The organism is Cellulosimicrobium sp. SJTW-1 (assembly GCF_047716875.1).
GTDB lineage: Bacteria > Actinomycetota > Actinomycetes > Actinomycetales > Cellulomonadaceae > Cellulosimicrobium > Cellulosimicrobium funkei.
Map to the genome: position 1 here is coordinate 1,270,904 of NZ_CP136680.1, position 17,409 is coordinate 1,288,312.

At 73.2% G+C, this 17,409-nt stretch carries 14 protein-coding genes, 1 pseudogene and 1 riboswitch; of the genes and pseudogenes, 8 read left to right on the plus strand and 7 right to left on the minus strand.

The genetic code is table 11. The features are described from left to right. Positions 1-320: 320 nt before the first annotated feature. The 3 genes from mmsA to RSE42_RS05765 all read left to right on the plus strand — a co-directional run bounded on the left by mmsA (position 321) and on the right by RSE42_RS05765 (position 4,408). Positions 321-1,877 carry a multiple monosaccharide ABC transporter ATP-binding protein gene (gene mmsA / locus RSE42_RS05755; RefSeq protein WP_194216105.1) on the plus strand — a complete coding sequence of 519 codons (1,557 nt, stop codon included), beginning with the start codon at positions 321-323 and terminating at the stop codon, positions 1,875-1,877. A 57-nt stretch (positions 1,878-1,934) separates the two neighbouring features. Then, a complete protein-coding gene (gene mmsB / locus RSE42_RS05760; RefSeq protein ID WP_051027756.1) occupies positions 1,935-3,224 on the plus strand; it encodes a multiple monosaccharide ABC transporter permease in 1,290 nt (429 codons plus the stop codon). Between the two features lie 71 nt (positions 3,225-3,295). Beyond that, on the plus strand, positions 3,296-4,408 hold the full coding sequence (locus tag RSE42_RS05765; protein ID WP_034655403.1) for a sugar-binding protein: 1,113 nt from the start codon (positions 3,296-3,298) through the stop codon (positions 4,406-4,408). A gap of 153 nt (positions 4,409-4,561) precedes the next feature. On the opposite strand, the gene purU is transcribed toward RSE42_RS05765, so the two are convergent. Further along, positions 4,562-5,359, minus strand: a complete 798-nt coding sequence (purU, locus tag RSE42_RS05770) for a formyltetrahydrofolate deformylase (protein ID WP_241770101.1) — start codon at positions 5,357-5,359, stop codon at positions 4,562-4,564. A 231-nt stretch (positions 5,360-5,590) separates the two neighbouring features. On the opposite strand from purU, the gene RSE42_RS05775 reads away from it, so the two are divergent. From RSE42_RS05775 to RSE42_RS05795, 5 genes are all read left to right on the plus strand, one after another. Continuing rightward, on the plus strand, positions 5,591-6,109 hold the full coding sequence (locus RSE42_RS05775) for a GNAT family N-acetyltransferase (protein WP_043652776.1): 519 nt from the start codon (positions 5,591-5,593) through the stop codon (positions 6,107-6,109). A 31-nt stretch (positions 6,110-6,140) separates the two neighbouring features. After that, positions 6,141-6,251: riboswitch (ZMP/ZTP riboswitch) on the plus strand. A gap of 81 nt (positions 6,252-6,332) precedes the next feature. After that, complete coding sequence (gene glyA / locus RSE42_RS05780; protein ID WP_085388352.1) at positions 6,333-7,622, plus strand: serine hydroxymethyltransferase; 1,290 nt, start codon at positions 6,333-6,335, stop codon at positions 7,620-7,622. Beyond that, entirely contained in the window at positions 7,619-8,500 is an 882-nt protein-coding gene (locus tag RSE42_RS05785) for a bifunctional methylenetetrahydrofolate dehydrogenase/methenyltetrahydrofolate cyclohydrolase (RefSeq protein ID WP_076405135.1), read from the plus strand. Before glyA ends, RSE42_RS05785 begins: the two co-directional genes overlap by 4 nt. 85 nt (positions 8,501-8,585) lie before the next feature. Then, complete coding sequence (locus RSE42_RS05790; protein ID WP_415298158.1) at positions 8,586-9,911, plus strand: MFS transporter; 1,326 nt, start codon at positions 8,586-8,588, stop codon at positions 9,909-9,911. Between the two features lie 45 nt (positions 9,912-9,956). Continuing rightward, positions 9,957-10,760, plus strand: a complete 804-nt coding sequence (locus RSE42_RS05795) for an exodeoxyribonuclease III (protein WP_083385320.1) — start codon at positions 9,957-9,959, stop codon at positions 10,758-10,760. A gap of 10 nt (positions 10,761-10,770) precedes the next feature. On the opposite strand, the gene galK is transcribed toward RSE42_RS05795, so the two are convergent. From galK to RSE42_RS05825, 6 genes and pseudogenes are all read right to left on the minus strand, one after another. Continuing rightward, positions 10,771-12,033, minus strand: a complete 1,263-nt coding sequence (gene galK / locus RSE42_RS05800) for a galactokinase (protein ID WP_415298838.1) — start codon at positions 12,031-12,033, stop codon at positions 10,771-10,773. A gap of 24 nt (positions 12,034-12,057) precedes the next feature. After that, a pseudogene (gene galT, locus RSE42_RS05805) lies at positions 12,058-13,260 on the minus strand (galactose-1-phosphate uridylyltransferase); the annotation flags it as partial. A 62-nt stretch (positions 13,261-13,322) separates the two neighbouring features. Then, positions 13,323-14,096: a DeoR/GlpR family DNA-binding transcription regulator gene (locus tag RSE42_RS05810; protein ID WP_031315539.1), complete on the minus strand. Its 774-nt coding sequence runs from the start codon at positions 14,094-14,096 to the stop codon at positions 13,323-13,325. A 92-nt stretch (positions 14,097-14,188) separates the two neighbouring features. Continuing rightward, positions 14,189-15,400, minus strand: coding sequence for an ABC transporter permease (locus RSE42_RS05815; protein ID WP_415298160.1), 1,212 nt, complete (start codon positions 15,398-15,400; stop codon positions 14,189-14,191). Next, positions 15,397-16,290 (minus strand): ABC transporter ATP-binding protein, encoded by an 894-nt coding sequence (locus tag RSE42_RS05820; RefSeq protein WP_081599852.1) that lies wholly within the window; start codon positions 16,288-16,290, stop codon positions 15,397-15,399. The genes RSE42_RS05815 and RSE42_RS05820 overlap by 4 nt, the downstream gene beginning before the upstream one ends. Beyond that, entirely contained in the window at positions 16,290-17,318 is a 1,029-nt protein-coding gene (locus RSE42_RS05825; protein WP_415298163.1) for an efflux RND transporter periplasmic adaptor subunit, read from the minus strand. The genes RSE42_RS05820 and RSE42_RS05825 overlap by 1 nt, the downstream gene beginning before the upstream one ends. Positions 17,319-17,409 lie beyond the last annotated feature (91 nt).

Here is a 17,409-nt window from a genome sequence, read left to right on the forward strand (position 1 = left end):
CGCCGGCACCGCCGCGGCCACCTCGGTGCACCCGCATGTCGGCAGCGCAGCGTGAGCCTCGCCTGAAAGCGCTCTCAAGCATTCATGTCCTGATCGCTTAGGTGAGATCGCGCGTGTTCGCGCTCACATCCGGGGCATATGTCTGCGCTGTCATAGGACCAAGGTCGCTATTCGATCACAGTTCGCCCTGGCCTTGCGTTCAGGAGTTGACGCCAAGATCACGACGGGCATAGCGTCGGGCCCGCTCGGACGGCGCTGAGGGTGTCCGGGTCCGCGGGGCACAGGTGCCCCGCGCGCTGTCCTCGGCAGGAGGAGGTCCGATGACGGACGAGCGCGTGATCCTCGAGATGCGGGGCATCACCAAGGAGTTCCCGGGCGTGCGCGCCCTCGACGACGTCAACCTGCGCGTCCGCGCGGGGGAGATCCACGCGATCTGCGGGGAGAACGGCGCCGGCAAGTCGACGCTCATGAAGGTGCTCTCGGGCGTGTACCCGCACGGCACGTACACGGGCGACATCTACTACGAGGCCGCCGAGGTCCGGTTCAAGGACATCCGCTCGAGCGAGCAGGCAGGCATCGTCATCATCCACCAGGAGCTCGCGCTCATCCCGGAGCTCTCGATCACCGAGAACATCTTCCTCGGCAACGAGGTCAAGGGGTCGTTCGGGATCGACTGGGGCGTGGCGCGGCGCCGGGCGGAGGAGCTCATGGCGCGCGTCGGGCTCCAGGAGTCGCCGGACGCGCAGATCAAGAACATCGGCGTCGGCAAGCAGCAGCTCGTGGAGATCGCCCGCGCGCTGGCGAAGGACGTGCGGCTGCTCATCCTCGACGAGCCGACGTCCGCGCTCAACGAGGAGGACTCGGAGCACCTGCTGGACCTGCTGCGCGGCCTGCGCGCCAAGGGCATGACGAGCATCATCATCTCGCACAAGCTCAACGAGATCGAGGCGATCGCCGACTCGATCACGATCATCCGCGACGGCCGCTCGATCGAGACGCTCGACGTGAAGGACGACGCCGTCGACGAGGACCGCATCATCCGCGGCATGGTCGGCCGTTCGCTCGAGTCGCGCTTCCCCGACCACACCCCGTCGATCGGCGAGACCTTCTTCGAGGTCGAGGGGTGGACCGTCGAGCACCCCGAGGTGCCCGGCCGCCTCGTGTGCAAGGGCTCGACCTTCCACGTGCGGAGGGGAGAGATCGTCGGTTTCGCCGGGATCATGGGCGCGGGGCGCACCGAGCTCGCGCGCTCGATCTTCGGGCGCACCTACGGCCGCTACCTGTCCGGCGTCGTCCGCATCGACGGGCGCGAGGTCTCCATGCCCACGGTGCTCTCGGCGATCGAGAACCGGATCGCGTACGTCCCCGAGGACCGCAAGTCGCTCGGCCTCAACCTGCTCGACACGATCCTGGGCACGATCCAGTCGGCGAACCTGCCGCGCATCGCGAAGGCCGGCGTCATCGACCGCGACGCGGCGTTCGTCGCGGCGGAGGGCTACCGCAAGGCGTTCTCCATCAAGGCGCCGAGCGTGCACGAGGGTGTCGCGAAGCTCTCCGGCGGCAACCAGCAGAAGGTGCTGCTCGCCAAGTGGATGTACACCGAGCCGGAGCTCCTCATCCTCGACGAGCCGACGCGCGGGATCGACGTCGGCGCCAAGTACGAGATCTACGGGCTCGTCCAGAAGCTCGCGGACGCGGGCCGCGGCGTCGTCGTCATCTCGTCGGAGCTGCCCGAGCTCCTCGGGCTGTGCGACCGCATCTACACCGTGTTCGAGGGGCGCATCACCGGTGAGGTGTCCCGGGCCGACGCGACCCAGGAGGGTCTCATGCGGCTCATGACCGGCGCGCAGAGCGACGCGCCCGCCGACGCGGCCTGACCCGGCCGCCCCTCCACCCCCAGCCACCCCGTCTCGACCGAGAAGGAACCACCGACGATGTCGTCCATCAAGCAGCTGCTGAGCGGCGGAGCGCGCCAGTTCGGCATGCTCTTCGCGCTCCTCGCCCTGATCATCTTCTTCCAGATCGCGACCGGGGGGCGCGTCCTCACCCCGAGCAACGCGCAGAACCTGCTCAACGGCAACTCCTACATCCTCATCCTCGCGATCGGCATGGTGCTCGTGATCATCGCGGGCCACATCGACCTGTCCGTCGGGTCTGTCGCGGCGGTGACCGGCATCATCGTCGCCCTCGCGATCCGGGACTGGGGGATCCCGTGGTGGCTCGGCATCCTCCTGGGGCTGTGCGTCGGCGCGGTCATCGGCGCGTGGCAGGGCTTCTGGGTCGCGTACGTCGGCATCCCGGGCTTCATCACGACCCTCGCCGGGATGATGATCTTCCGCGGCCTCAACCAGTACATCGGCAAGTCCAACACCGTCCCCGTCCCGACCGAGATCCAGTGGATCGGCGGCGGCTACCTGCCCGAGTGGGGACCGGGCACCGGCCTCAACAACTCGACGCTCCTGCTCGGCGTCCTCGCGATCGCGGCGGTCGTGTGGTCGGAGCTCCGCCGCCGGGCCAGCGCCCGCAAGCTCGGCGCCGACCCGGTCCCGACATCGGTCGCCGTGACGCGCGTCGTCCTCTTCAGCGCCGTCATCGCCTACCTCACGTACCTCTACGGCTCGGGCCGCGTCGGGACCTCGATCCCCGTGCCCGCGGTCATCCTGATCCTGCTCGTCATCGTCTACCAGTTCGTCGCGCAGCGGACCGTCGGCGGCCGCCACGTGTACGCCGTCGGCGGCAACCGGGCCGCCGCGGCGCTGTCCGGCGTCGACATCAAGCGCACGAACTTCTTCGTCATGATGAACATGTCGGTCCTCGCGGCGCTCGCGGGCATGATCTTCATCGGCCGCTCGACCGCGTCCGGCCCCTTCGACGGCAACATGTGGGAGCTCGACGCGATCGCGGCCGTCTTCATCGGCGGCGCCGCCGTCTCGGGCGGTGTCGGCACGGTCGTCGGCTCCGTCATCGGCGGGCTCGTCATGGCCGTGCTCAACAACGGCCTGCAGCTCATGGGCATCGGCTCGGACCGCACCCAGATCATCAAGGGCCTCGTGCTCCTCATCGCCGTCGCGTTCGACGTCTACAACAAGGTGCAGGGCCGCCCGTCGATCATCGGGCTGATCTTCCCGTCGCGACGCGACAAGGGCACCGGTGCCGTCACCGGCGCCGACGACCCGCAGCCCGAGGTCCCGGTCGAGGCCGGCGCCACGGCCGCCAAGGGCTGAACCCTCCCGAACCTTCCCGCACGACCCCCGGACCGCATCCGACGACGGATGCCCGACAGAAAGTGGTACCCATGAAGAAGCTCACCACGACGCTCCTGGCGCTCACCGCCGCGAGCGCGCTCGTGCTCAGCGGCTGCTCCTCCGAGCGCGGGGGCGACAGCGGTGGCGGCGAGACGTCCGGCGGCGGCGAGTCCGCGGCGGCCGGCTTCGAGGAGGGCGCGACGATCGGCGTCGCGCTCCCGCAGAAGACGTCGGAGAACTGGGTCCTCGCCGAGAGCCTGTTCAACGACGGTCTCGAGGAGGCCGGTTTCAAGCCGATCGTCCAGTTCGCCAACGGCGGCGTCTCCGAGCAGCAGAGCCAGATCGACGCGATGGTCGAGCAGGGCGCGAAGGTGATCATCGTCGGCGCCATCGACGGGTCGCAGCTCGGCACCCAGCTGAAGAACGCGAAGGACAACGGCGCGACCGTCATCGCGTACGACCGTCTCGTGAAGAACACGGACGCCGTGGACGAGTACATCGCGTTCGACAACTTCAAGGTCGGCGAGCTCCAGGGCCAGGCCCTGCTCCAGGGCCTCGAGGAGCGCAAGGGCGAGGCGCCGTACAACATCGAGCTCATCGCCGGCTCGCCCGACGACGCGAACTCGACGCCGTTCTTCGAGGGCGCCATGAGCGTCCTCCAGCCGAAGATCGACGACGGCACGCTCGTCATCCCGTCCGGCCAGACGTCGTTCGAGCAGGTCGCGACGCAGGGCTGGAAGGCCGAGAACGCCCAGAAGCGCATGGACACCGTGCTCTCGGGCAGCTACTCCGACAAGGAGATCGACGGCGTCCTGTCGCCGAACGACACCCTGGCGCGCGCCGCCCTGACGTCGGCGAAGCAGGCCGGCAAGGAGACCCCGGTCATCACCGGCCAGGACTCCGAGGTCGAGTCCGTGAAGTCGATCGTCGCGGGCGAGCAGTACTCGACGATCTACAAGGACACGCGCAAGCTCGTCGAGGAGTCGATCAACGCGGTCACGGCGCTCCAGGCGGGCGACGAGCCGGAGATCAACGACACCGAGTCGTACGACAACGGCGTGAAGGTCGTCCCGGCCTTCCTGCTCGAGCCCGTCATCGTCACGCAGGAGAACGCCGCCGAGGTCTACGCGGGCGACCCCACCCTGGAGGAGCTCACCAAGTGACCCGTTCGCGCTGAGCGACCGGGAGGCGGCGGCGAACCGGCACGCCGCCGCACGACGGCCCCCGTCACGTCCGAGACGTGGCGGGGGCCGTCGTCGTGCCGGGGAGAGCGGCGGGTGCGCGCCCGGGCTGCCGGGAGCGCGCCCGGCGGCTGCTCAGCGGAAGACGACGGTGCGGTGCCCGTCCAGGAGCACGCGGTGCTCCGCGTGCCAGCGGACGGCGCGCGCGAGCGTCTGGCGCTCGACGTCCTCGCCGATCGCCACGAGGTCCTCGACGCGGCGCGAGTGGTCGACGCGCTCGACGTCCTGCTCGATGATCGGGCCCTCGTCGAGGTCGCCGGTCACGTAGTGGGACGTCGCGCCGATGAGCTTGACGCCGCGGTCGTGCGCCTGGGCGTACGGGCGCGCGCCCTTGAAGCTCGGCAGGAACGAGTGGTGGATGTTGATGATGCGCCCGGGCATCTCGCGGCACAGCTCGTCCGAGAGGATCTGCATGTACCGGGCGAGCACGACGAGCTCGACGTCGAGCTCCTCGACGAGCTCGCGCAGGCGCGCCTCGGCGGCGGCCTTCGTGTCCCGCGTGACGGGCACGTGGTGGAAGGGCTTGCCGTAGAACGACGCGATGTCCTCGAGGTCGCGGTGGTTGCCGACGACGCCGACGACCTCGATCGGCATGCCCTGCGAGCGCTCGCGGTACAGGAGGTCGACGAGGCAGTGCGGGGCCTTCGAGACCATGAGCAGGGTGCGCACGCGCCGCCCGACCACGTCGAGCCGCCACGTCATGGCGAACCGTGCTGCGACCTGCTCGACGGCCCGCTCGAGCTCGGCGCGCTCCGCCGCGGCCTCGACCTGGACGCGCATGAAGAAGAGCCCCGAGAGCGGGTCGCCGAACTGCTGCGACTCGGTGATGTTGCCGCCCAGCCGCGCGAGCGCCCCGGCCACGGCGTGCACGATCCCCGGCCCGTCCGGGCACGAGAGCGTGAGGACCCAGTGCGTGGGTTCGCCGGTGGGGGACTGCGCGGTGCGGGTCGCCGTGACGTCGGTGACGTCGGCGCCGCGGGGATCTGTCGTGGACACCCCTCAGAGGGTAGCCGCGCGCCGGGCGGGAGGACGCACGGGTCCCGCCCGCGGACACCGACCCGGACGTGCACGGTCGCGGCGCGCGATGTCTGACACGATGTCCTCATGAACGACGCGCAGATCACGACCCGCCTCGTCACCGACGCCGAGGCCGGTGAGCTCCTGACCCTGCGCCGGGCGGCGTTCGTCACCGAGGCGCAGCTCTACCAGGACCCGAACATCCCGCCGCTGACCCAGACGCTGCACGAGCTGCGCGAGGACCTCGCGCGCGAGGACGTCGTGACGATCGGCGCGTGGCTCGGCCCGCGCCTGGTCGGCTCCGTGCGGGTGGAGATCGAGGACAGCAAGGCGACGCTCGGCCGCCTCGCCGTCGCGCCGGACATGCAGGGCCGCGGCATCGGGACCCAGATGCTCTTCGAGGTGCTGCCGTACCTGCCCGAGCAGACGACGGAGATCTGGGTGTTCACGGGCAAGGACTCGAAGCAGAACCTCGCCATGTACACCAAGCACGGCTACGAGGAGCAGTACGACAAGGCGGCGGGCGACCTCACCTACACCTACCTCCGCCGCATCCTCGGCGAGGCCGAGGCGCGCAACGAGTCGGGCGCCGTCGGGCAGGAGTAGCCCGGGACCGCCCACGGGCCGTGCGCTAGGATCGACGCGTCGCGACTGGCGCCGCCCGGTGGAACTCCGCCCGGGCAGGGTGGATCACCACCGGGGAGCGGCACGCTGTGCAGACGACGGGTCGTTCGCCTGGGCCCCGGGTCACCCCCTGGTGGGGCGTACCCGGCGAGCCGGGAACGTGACCATCGACGACGAACTGCCAGACACCCGCGGAGGAGACGCCATGAGCGCCCAGCCAGCCGACAACGTCCTCGACACCCCGCTCGCCGAGCTCGACCCCGAGATCGCGGCCGTCCTCGACGGGGAGCTCGCGCGCCAGCGCGACACCCTCGAGATGATCGCGTCCGAGAACTTCGTCCCGCGCGCCGTCCTGCAGGCGCAGGGCTCCGTGCTCACCAACAAGTACGCCGAGGGCTACCCGGGCCGCCGCTACTACGGCGGCTGCGAGCAGGTCGACATCGCGGAGAACCTCGCGATCGCCCGCGCCAAGTCGCTGTTCGGCGCGGAGCACGTCAACGTCCAGCCGCACTCGGGCGCCCAGGCGAACGCCGCCGTCCTGCACGCGCTCATCAACAAGGGCGACCGGATCCTCGGCCTCGAGCTGGCGCACGGCGGCCACCTCACGCACGGCATGAAGATCAACTTCTCCGGCAAGCTCTACGACGTCTCCGCCTACGGCGTGGACCCGCAGTCGTACCGCGTCGAGATGGACGAGGTCCGCAAGCAGGCCCTCGAGACCCGCCCCGACGTCATCATCGCCGGCTGGTCCGCGTACCCGCGCCACCTCGACTTCGCGGCGTTTCGCGAGATCGCGGACGAGGCCGGCGCGAAGCTGTGGGTGGACATGGCGCACTTCGCGGGCCTCGTGGCCGCGGGCCTGCACCCGTCCCCGGTGCCGTACGCGGACGTCGTGTCCTCCACGGTCCACAAGACGATCGGCGGCCCCCGTTCCGGCTTCATCCTCAGCAAGGAGGAGTACGCCAAGAAGATCGACTCGGCCGTGTTCCCGGGCCAGCAGGGCGGCCCGCTCATGCACGTCGTCGCGGCCAAGGCCGTGTCGTTCAAGGTCGCGGCCACGGACGGCTTCCGCGACCGCCAGGAGCGCACCCTGCGCGGTGCGAGCATCATCGCGGACCGCCTGACCCAGGCCGACGTCGCCGAGGCCGGCGTCTCGGTCCTCACGGGCGGCACCGACGTCCACCTCGTCCTCGTCGACCTGCGCCACTCGGCCCTCGACGGCCAGCAGGCCGAGGACCTCCTGCACGAGGTCGGCATCACCGTGAACCGCAACGCCGTGCCGTTCGACCCGCGCCCGCCGCGCGTCACGTCCGGCCTGCGCATCGGCACGCCGGCGCTCGCGACCCGCGGCTTCGGCGACGCCGAGTTCACCGAGGTCGCCGAGATCATCGCGACCGCGCTGCGCGAGGGTGCCGCGACCGACGCCGAGGCGCTGCGCGCCCGCGTGCAGAAGCTCACGGCCGACTTCCCGCTGTACCCGGGCCTCCAGCAGTGACCGCGCGGATCCTCGACGGCAAGGCCACCGCCGCCGCGATCAAGGCGGAGCTCAAGGACCGCCTCGCGGTCCTCGCGGAGAAGGGCGTCGTGCCCGGCCTGGGGACGCTCCTCGTCGGAGACGACCCGGGGTCGCAGTGGTACGTCGCGGGCAAGCACCGCGACTGTGCGGAGGTCGGGCTCGCGTCGATCCGGGAGGACCTGCCGGGCGACGCGACGCAGGAGGACATCGAGGCCGCCGTCCGACGCCTCAACGAGGACCCGGCCTGCACGGGGTACATCGTGCAGCTCCCGCTCCCGCGGGGCATCGACACGAACCGCGTGCTCGAACTCATCGACCCGGCCAAGGACGCGGACGGGCTGCACCCGACCAACCTCGGCCGGCTCGTGCTGCGCGTCAACGAGGAGGTCACGTCGCCGCTCCCGTGCACGCCGCGCGGGATCATCGAGCTCGTCGAGCGGCACGGCATCTCCCTCGCGGGCAAGGAGGTCGTGGTCGTGGGGCGCGGCGTCACCGTCGGCCGCTCGATCGGCCTGCTGCTCACGCGGCGCGCGGTCAACGCGACCGTGACGCTGACGCACACCGGCACGACGGACCTCCCCGCGCTCGTGCGCCGCGCCGACGTCGTCGTCGCGGCCGCGGGCGTCCGCGGGATCGTCACGCGCGACATGGTCAAGCCCGGCGCCGTCGTGATCGACGTCGGCGTCTCGCGCGAGGTCGACCCGGAGACCGGCAAGAGCCGCGTCGTCGGGGACGCCGCGCCCGACGTCGCCGAGGTGGCGGGCTGGATCTCGCCGAACCCCGGCGGGGTCGGCCCGATGACGCGCGCGATGCTCCTCGCGAACGTCGTCGACGCGGCGGAGCGTGCCTCCGCCTGAGCCCGACGCAGGGCGCGGTCGCGGGTCACCCGCGGCCGCGCCCTGCGGCGTTCCCGGGACGGCGCGCGAGCGCTAGTCTGCGCGGGTGACGGAGCGCATCGCGACGACGGCGGCGTACGCCGTGCAGGGCTTCGGGTTCGCGGTGGTGCTCACGAGCATCCCCGGCTACAAGGACCGGCTCGGCATGGGCGACGACGTCGTGACGCTCGTCGTGCTGGGCGTGTGCGTCCTCGCCGGCCTGGGCAGCGCGCTGTCGGGCGTCGTGGCGGCCGTCCGCGGCGCGCGCACCGTGGTCGTCGGGGGCCTGCTGCTCGCCGCGACGGCGGTGGCGGGGATCGGTCTCGCGCCGTCGTGGCCCCTCTTCTTCGGGGCGATCGGCCTCTACGGGCTCGCGCTCGGCGCCGTGGACGCCGCGATGAACATGCTCGGGATCGACGTCGAGCGCGCGCACGGACGCAGCCTGCTCGCGTCGTTCTACGCCGCGAACGCGGCCGGGGGAGTGCTCGGTGCGCTCGCGGTCTCGGGCGGCGCGCTGGCCGGTCTCGGCCAGCCGCTCGCGCTCCCGCTCGTGGCGCTGCTCGTCGCCGTGGGCGCGGCCTGGCTCGCCCTGCGCCTGCCCGACGGCGGTCGCCCGGTCCCGGAGGCCGTCGCCCCGGACGCCGTGGTCAGGGACGCCCAGGCCAGGGATGCCCAGGTCAAGGATGCCCAGGTCAGGGATGCCGTGGTCGGGGATGCCGGCGTGCGGGACGCCCCGGTGACGTGGGTCGCGGCGGGCACGATCGCGCTGCTCGGTGCAGGGATGCTCGCGTTCCCCGTCGCCGACTCCGCGGTGTCGAGCTGGAGCGCGACGTTCCTGCGCGACGTCCTCGCGGCGAGCGCGGCCGCCGCCCCGCTCGGGTACGCGGCGTACCAGGCGGCGCTCATCGTGTCGCGGCTCGTCGGGGACGGTCTCGTCGAGCGCCTCGGCCGGGTCCGGGTCGTGCGGCTGGGCGGCACGCTCGGCGCCCTGGGGTTCGTCGCGGTGGCGGCCGCCCCGGCCTGGCCCGTCGCCGTGCTCGGCCTCGCCGTGACCGGCCTCGGGCTCGGCGTCGTCGCGCCGCTCGCGTTCTCGGCGGTCGGGGACCGCGCCCGGGAGGCGGTCGCGTCGGGCCGGGCGGGAGCGGCGGGGGAGCCCGCCGCCGGGGTCGTGGCGACGGTCACCGACCGGGCGGTCGCGCGGCTCAACGTCTTCACCTACGCGGGCGCCGTGCTCGGCGGCGTCCTCACCGGCGTCTTCGCGACCGCCCACCACCTCCGGGTCGGCTTCGTGGTGCTGGCTGTGCTCGCCGCCGTCTCGGCGGTCCTCGCGAGCGCATTCCGGCCGGCCCGCGTCGTCGCGGCGCCCGTGAGCGAGGCCACGCCGCCCGCCTGACGCCGGGGCCCGTCGTTGTCGGTGGCGTGTGATGGGATGGCCCGCGTGCTGACCCTCGCCACCGCCAACGTCAACGGAATCCGCGCCGCCTACCGCCGGGGGATGGACGCCTGGATCGCGTCCCGGACGCCCGACGTCCTGCTGCTCCAGGAGGTGCGCGCCCCCGACTCGGTCGTCAACGACCTGCTGGAGGGCTGGCACGTCGCCCACCAGGCGTGCGACATCAAGGGCCGCGCCGGGGTCGCGGTCGCGTCACGCCTGCCGGTGTCCGCGGTCCGCGTCGGCCTCGGGGCCGGCGAGCCCGAGCCGCCGGTCGACACCGGTCGCTGGGTCGAGGCCGACCTGGAGCTGCCCGACGGCGGCCGTCTCACCGTGGTCTCGGCGTACATCCACTCGGGCACCGTGAGCCAGCCGGAGACGATGGTCGCGAAGTACGCCTACCTGGAGAAGGTGACCGCGCGGCTGCGCGAGCTCGCGGCCACGGGCGAGAAGGTCGTCCTGGCGGGCGACCTCAACATCGCGCACCGCAACGTCGACATCAAGAACTGGAAGGGCAACCTCAAGAGCGCGGGGTTCCTCCCCGAGGAGCGCGCCTACGTCGACGTGTGGCTGGACCAGGTCGGGCTCGTGGACCTGGGCCGCGTCCACGGCGGCGAGGGCCCGGGCCCGTTCACCTGGTGGTCGTGGCGCGGGCGCGCGTTCGACAACGACTCGGGCTGGCGCATCGACTACCAGCTCGCGACGCCTTCCCTCGCGGAGCGCGCGGTCAAGGTCGAGGTCGACCGCGCGCCGTCGCACGAGGAGCGCTGGAGCGACCACGCGCCCCTCGTCGTCACCTACGACGTCTGAGCGGGAACGGTCAGGCGACGCGCTCGGCGGGCGCGGACGGCGTCGCGAGCAGGAAGCCCGGGGCGCCGAGCCCTTCGCGCTCGAACGCGGCGCGCACGGCGTCGGCGACGGTCTCGACCTGGTCCGCGCGCACGAGCGCGATGGCGGAGCCGCCGAACCCGCCGCCGGTCATCCGCGCACCGAGGGCGCCCGCGACGCGCGCCGCGTCGACCGCGACGTCGAGCTCGACGCTCGAGACCTCGTAGTCGTCGCGCAGCGACGCGTGCGACGCGTTCATCAGCGGCCCGACGGCGTCCGGCCGGCCCTCGCGCAGGAGCGCCACGAGCGCGCGGACGCGGCCGATCTCGGTGACGACGTGGCGCACGCGGCGGCGCGCGACGTCGTCGGGCAGAGCGTCGAGCGCGCGGGCGAGCGCGGCCGCCGGGTCGCCGCTCGCGTCCACCGCGTCGGCGAGCTCGCGCAGCGAGCCGATCCCGAGCGTGCGGGCGGCGTCCTCGCACGTGGCGCGGCGCTGCGCGTACTGGCCGTCGACGAGCTGGTGCTCCGCACGGGTGTCCACGACGAGCAGGGCGAGGCCCGCGGCGTCGAGGTCGAACGGCACCTGCGTGGCGGACTCGACCGGGTCGAGCCCGGGGCGGCAGTCGAGGAGGAGCGCGTGACCGGCCTGCGCGCGCAGCGCCGCCGACTGGTCCATGCCGCCCGTGGGTGCGCCCGCGATCTCGTTCTCGGCGCGGACGCTCGCGGTGGCGAGGACGGCGCGGCCCGCGTCGGTCGCCGCGAGGCCGAGCCCGGCGACGTCGTCGAGCGCGACGGCGACCGCGCACTCGAGGGCCGCGGACGACGAGAGCCCGGCGCCGAACGGGACGCTCGAGTCGACGGCCGCGTCGAACCCGGGGACGGCGGCGGGGTCCGCGCCCTGGGCGACGAGGTGCTCGCGCAGCGCCCACGCGACGCCCGCGACGTACGAGCCCCAGCCCGCGACCTCGCCCGGGCCGACGTCCTCGAGGCGGGCCGTCCACGTCTCGCCGGGCGCCTGCGCGGACGCGAGGCGGACGAGCGAGTCGGTGCGCGGCCGCAGCGCCACGTAGGTGCGGTGGGGCAGCGCGACCGGCAGGCACAGGCCCGCGTTGTAGTCGGTGTGCTCCCCGATGAGGTTGACGCGCCCGGGCGCGGCCCACACGCGGACCTCCTCGCCGGGCTCGTCCGCGCCGAACGCCTCGGCGAGCACGGCACGGGCGCGCGCGGCGCCGTCGTCGTCCGCCAGCGCGGGCACCCAGCCCCGGGCGGCGCTCGTCGGGGCGAGCTCCTGGAGGCGTGCGGCGATGCGCTCGGGCGTCGTGTCGCTGATCCACGCCCCCATGCCGGACTCCGAGCCCGCGAGGTACTTGAGCTTGCCCGGCGCGCGGAGGACGGAGAACACCTGCAGGTGCAGCCGTGCGAGGGAGACGTCGTCGGTGCCGCCGTCGGCGACCGCGCGGCCCTCGCGGGCCGGGGCCTGGTGCCATGCGGCGATGTACGGCAGGGGGATGGGCTCGCCGTCGGCCGTCTCGAAGAACCGGTCCAGGCGGCGCAGCAGCTCGAGGTAGGCGGTGGCCAGGTCGTCGCGCTCGGCGTCCGTGAGCGCGGGCAGGTCGGGGACGTCGCGCCGCGGCGCGAGGTGGACCTCGACGGGCCAGCGCGCCGCGTAGGGCACGTACGCGACCCAGTGCTCCGTCTCGAGGACCACGCGGCGGCCGTCCGCGAGCTCGGACTCGAGCACGTCGCGCAGCAGGCTGCGGCCGGTGCGGCGGTGGTGCTCGCGCGCCTGGTCGAGCAGCGTGCGCGTGCGCGGCGTCACGTACGGGTAGCCGTAGATCTGGCCGTGCGGGTGGTGCAGGGTGACGCCGATCTCCTGGCCGCGGTTCTCGAAGCAGAAGACCTGCTCGACCCCGGGCTCGGCGCAGAGAGCGGCGGTGCGGTCCGCCCACGCGTCGATGATCGTGCGCACCCGCTGCGGCGGGAGCGCGCCGAAGGACGCGCGGTGGTCGCTCGAGAAGCACACGACCTCGCACCGGCCCGCCGCCGGGGCGTGCTGCTGGAGCGGCGCGTCCGTGACCACCGCGTCCGGGACGCCCGGCACGCGCTGGAGCGACGGGAAGCGGTTCTCGAAGACGACGACGTCGTAGTCCGTGTCGGGCACCTCTCCGTCCGAGTACGCGCTGCCGGGCCGTGCGGGGCACAGCGGGCACGAGTCCGCGGCGGGCAGGAACGTGCGGTTCATCCGGTGCGCGGCGAGCGGGACCCAGTCGCCGGTGAGCGGGTCCCGGCGCATCTCCGGGCCCACGTACGGGTGCGGGGTCCCGTCGGGGCCCGGCACCGGGGCGAAGCGGTCGGGCAGCGGGCGCGGGTCGTCGAGCCGTCGCGTGCGCTCGCCCGAGACGTACGCGGGGGAGTCGTCGAAGTAGACGAGCTCGCGGCCGTCGGCGAGCCGGGTCGAGGTGCGGCGCAGGTGCGGGTTCATGCGTGCGGTGTTCCGATCGCGGTGCGGTGGGGGAGGCGGGGAGCCGGCGCGGCGGTCGCCGGTCAGGCGACGACGAGCTGCTCGACGAGGTCCTGGACGCGCGCGCGCTCGTCCTCGGCGAGCCCGGCGTCGGTGACGAGGACGTCCACGTCGGCGAACGTCGCGAAGACGCGCAGGCCCGTCGTGTGCCACTTCGTGTGGTCCGCGAGGACGACGGTGCGCCCGGCGGACTCGATGAGCGCGCGGTTCGTCGCGGCCTCGTCGAGGTTCGGCGTCGTGAGCCCGATCTCCGGGTCGACGCCGTGCGCCCCGACGAACGCGAGGTCGACGCGCAGCCCCGACAGCGCGGCCTCGGCGAGCGGGCCGACGAGCGCGTCCGACGGCGTGCGGCTGCCACCGGTGAGGATCGTCTCCAGGCGCGGGTCGTTGGCCCGGTGCAGGATCTCGGCGACCGGGAGGGAGTTCGTCACGACCGTCAGGGGGCGCAGCGCGGGGTCCGCGGCGATGCGGGCGGCGAGCAGGTGGGTCGTCGTGCCGGCGCTCAGCGCGACCGACGCGTTCGCGGTGATGAGGCGGGCGGCGGCCGTCGCGATGGCCTCCTTCTCCGCGGCCTCGCGCGAGCTCTTCGCGGCGAACCCCGGCTCGTGCGCGGTCGTGTGCGGCGCGACGGCGCCGCCGTGCACCTTGCGGACCAGGCCCTGGTCGGCGAGCTCGACGAGGTCGCGCCGGATCGTCATGTCCGACACCCCGAGCTCCCGGGTCAGGTCACCGATGCGGACCGCGCCGTGGTCCCGGATCTCGGCGAGGATGCGCTCCTGGCGCTGTGAGGCGAGCATGCGGACAGTATTGTCCACATCGTCGAGAAATCCAACATGATCAAACACGACCGAACATCGCTCGGCCCGGCGACGAGGCCGGGCCGAGCGGGTCAGTAGCGGATCGCGTCGATCACCTTGACGCGCACGGCGACGAGCGCCGGGAGGAGCCCGGCGAGCGCGCCGATCCCGACGGCGGCGAGCATGCCGGTCACCGCGGCGGAGAACGGGAACCCGGGCGCGTCCTGGACGGCCGACCCCATGAGCACGTCGAGCGGGACGTTGTGCAGGACGACGATCGCGACGGTCACGCCCAGCAGCCCCGCGACGGTGGTCGCCACGACGCTCTCCATCATCACGGAGAAGAACACGCGCCCGGAGCTCGCGCCGAAGCTGCGGCGGATCCCGATCTCGCGGATCCGGTACCGCACCGTGACGAGCGCGATGTTCACGAGGCCGAGCCCGCCGAGCAGCAGCGCGATCGCGCTCACGCCGAGCACGACCCACCGGATGGCGCCGTCGACGACCGACGCCGACGGCGAGTCGGACCGGTAGACGTCGGCCTGGACGCCCTCGAGCGCGCCCGCGACGTCACGGCGCACCGTCTCGACGAGCGCGTCCGACAGGTCGTCGGGCACCCACAGCTCGAGCCGGGGCGGCCCCATCATCTCCATCGACTCGGGCGTGACCCACGTCGACTGGGCGTCGACCAGCGCGTACGCGACCGGGTCCATGTCGGGCCAGTCGTCGGGGAAGGCCCCGACGACGGTCGCGACGACCGGGTTGTCCCCGCCGATCGTCACCGTCGGGTGCTCGGCCACGGTCGTCCCGCCGAGCGCGTCGAGGAACGCCTGGTTGACGACGAGCGCGGGCGCGAGGCGGTCCGCGTCCGCCTCGGTGAACCAGCGACCCGACGTCACCTGGAAGCGGTGCATCGTGGCCCAGTCGGGCTCCACGCCCGTCGTGGTGATCTCCTGCGTGCCGTCGGGGAAGCGCACCGGTGCGGGAGCGTCGCGCAGCATCGAGGAGTAGCCGATCCCGTAGCGGTCGACGATCTCGTCGAAGACCCGCTCGTACTCCTCCGCCGCGGGCATGACGCTCCCGCCCTCGCCCGTGGGCCATGCCGACACCTGGAGGGTCGCGGCGCGCCCGTTCCACCGGTCGTTCTGCTCAGACGACACCTGGCGCAGCATCTCCCCGGCCGCCGAGATCGTGGTGATCGCGCAGACCGCGACCGCGACGCCGACGAGCGCGAGCAGTACCCGGACCTTGTGGACGCGCAGCTCGTCCCAGGCCTCGAGGAGGGCGCCGACGACGCCGGTCATGCCGTGGCCCCCGCGTCGCGTGCGGTGTCCGGGGTCCCGGCCGCGGTGGCGGCGGACGCGCGAGCGGAGAGTGCGTGAGCGACCCCGACGAGCGGCCGGGCCACGTGCTCGGCCTGGTGGTCGTGGCTCGTCCCGGGGTCGGTCCCGGGATCGTGGTCGGTGCCTGGGGCGCCGAGCGCCCCGAGGGAACCGGCGCTGCGCGCGCTGATGGAGATCGGGGTGAGCACGCCGTCGGCGAGGCGGAACTGGCGGGCGGCGCGCGACGCGACGGCGAGGTCGTGCGTGATCGCGATGAGCGCGGACCCGTTCTCGCCGGCGATGGTGTCGAGCAGGTCCATGACCTCGCTGCCCGTGTCGACGTCGAGCGCCCCCGTGGGCTCGTCCGCGAGGATGACGCGCGGGACGCGCACCAGGGCGCGGGCGATCGCGACGCGCTGCTGCTCGCCGCCCGAGAGCTTCTCCGGGGTCGTGTCGAGCCGGTCGCCGAGGCCGACCCGCTCGAGCATCTGGGCGGCCAGCGTGCGCCGCTGCCAGAACTGCCGTCCGCGCGCGTACAGCAGCGGGGCGACGACGTTCTCGAGCGCGGTACGGCCCTGCAGCAGGTTGAACTGCTGGAAGACGAACCCGAAGTCCGTGCCGCGGCGTCGCGCCCGGGCGCGGCCGGAGAGCCGGCCGATCGGGACGCCGTCGAGCAGGTAGTCCCCGCTCGTCGGGCTGTCGAGCAGGCCGAGGATGTTGAGCAGGGTCGACTTGCCCGTCCCCGAGCGGCCCACGATCGAGACGTGCTCGCCCGCGCCGACCGTGAGGTCGATGCCGCGCAGGATCTCGAGCTCGCGGTCGTCGGGGAGCAGCACCGAGCGGGTGACCCCGCTGAGCTCCAGGAGGCTCATCAGTACGAGGCCTCGCTGTCGTCCGTCACCATCATGTCGTCCATGACCGGCATGACGTCCTGGCCCGGCACGAACTCGAGGACCTCGTCGCCCTCGGCGAGGCCCTCGGTCACCTGGACGACCGAGCCGTCGGTGAGACCGAGCGTCACGGCGCGCTCCTCGGGCTCGCCCTCCGCGCCGACGACCCACACCTTGCCCTGCTCCACGCGGCCGAGGACCGCCGTCACGGGCACCACGAGGGCGCCCTCGACGGATCCCGCGGTGATCTCGAGCTCGGCGGCGAGCCCGGCGAAGACGGTGACGTCGCCCGGGACGGCGCACGTCACGCTCGCGGACGACGCTCCGCCGGCCGGGTCGGGGGCGCCCTCCTCGGGCGCGTTCTCGGGGGCGGCGGCGGCGCCCATGCGCAGGTTCGTGCACACGAACGGCGCGGGGCCGCCGGTGACCGTGACGGTCGCCTCGCCGGGAATCTGGAGGAGCCGGAACTGCTGCTCGGCGACCATGCTGGCCGTGACCGAGAGCGTGCCGGGCGAGACGGTCGCGAAGTCCTCGCCGACCGCCACCTCCTGGTCCTCGAGCGCGGTGAACGTGGCGACCGTCCCGCCGATGGTGGCCTTGACGGTCTCCCGCGTGACCTTCGGTCGGCGCTCGGTGACCGTGACCTCGCCCGTCTCCGGGTCGGTCTCGGTGAGGGGCTCGCGGGGCTCCTCGAGGGTCACCTCGAGGAGGGGCGCGCCTGCCTCGACCACGTCGCCGGGCTTGGCGAGCACCGCCGTGACCACCCCGCGCTGCGTCACCTTCTGCGGAGCGGCCGGGTCGGCGACGACCTGCCCGGTCAGCTTCACGGTGTTGGTGACGTCTCCCGTGGAGACGGCCACGCGGGGTTCCACGAGCTCGGCCGTGGGGAACGCGGGGTCGGTCGCGGGCTCGGGTGCCGAGCGGAACGCGATCACGGCGAGCAGGGCGGCGATCGCCGCCCAGATGACGATGCGGAGAGCGGGGAAGACGATCCGGCGGGTGATACCCACGTGCGGGCTCCTGGGACGACGGTGGCGGGACGGCGGGCGGGCGCTGCTGGCGGGGCCGACGACGGCCCGGCCCGAGGCTAGGGCGGCGACA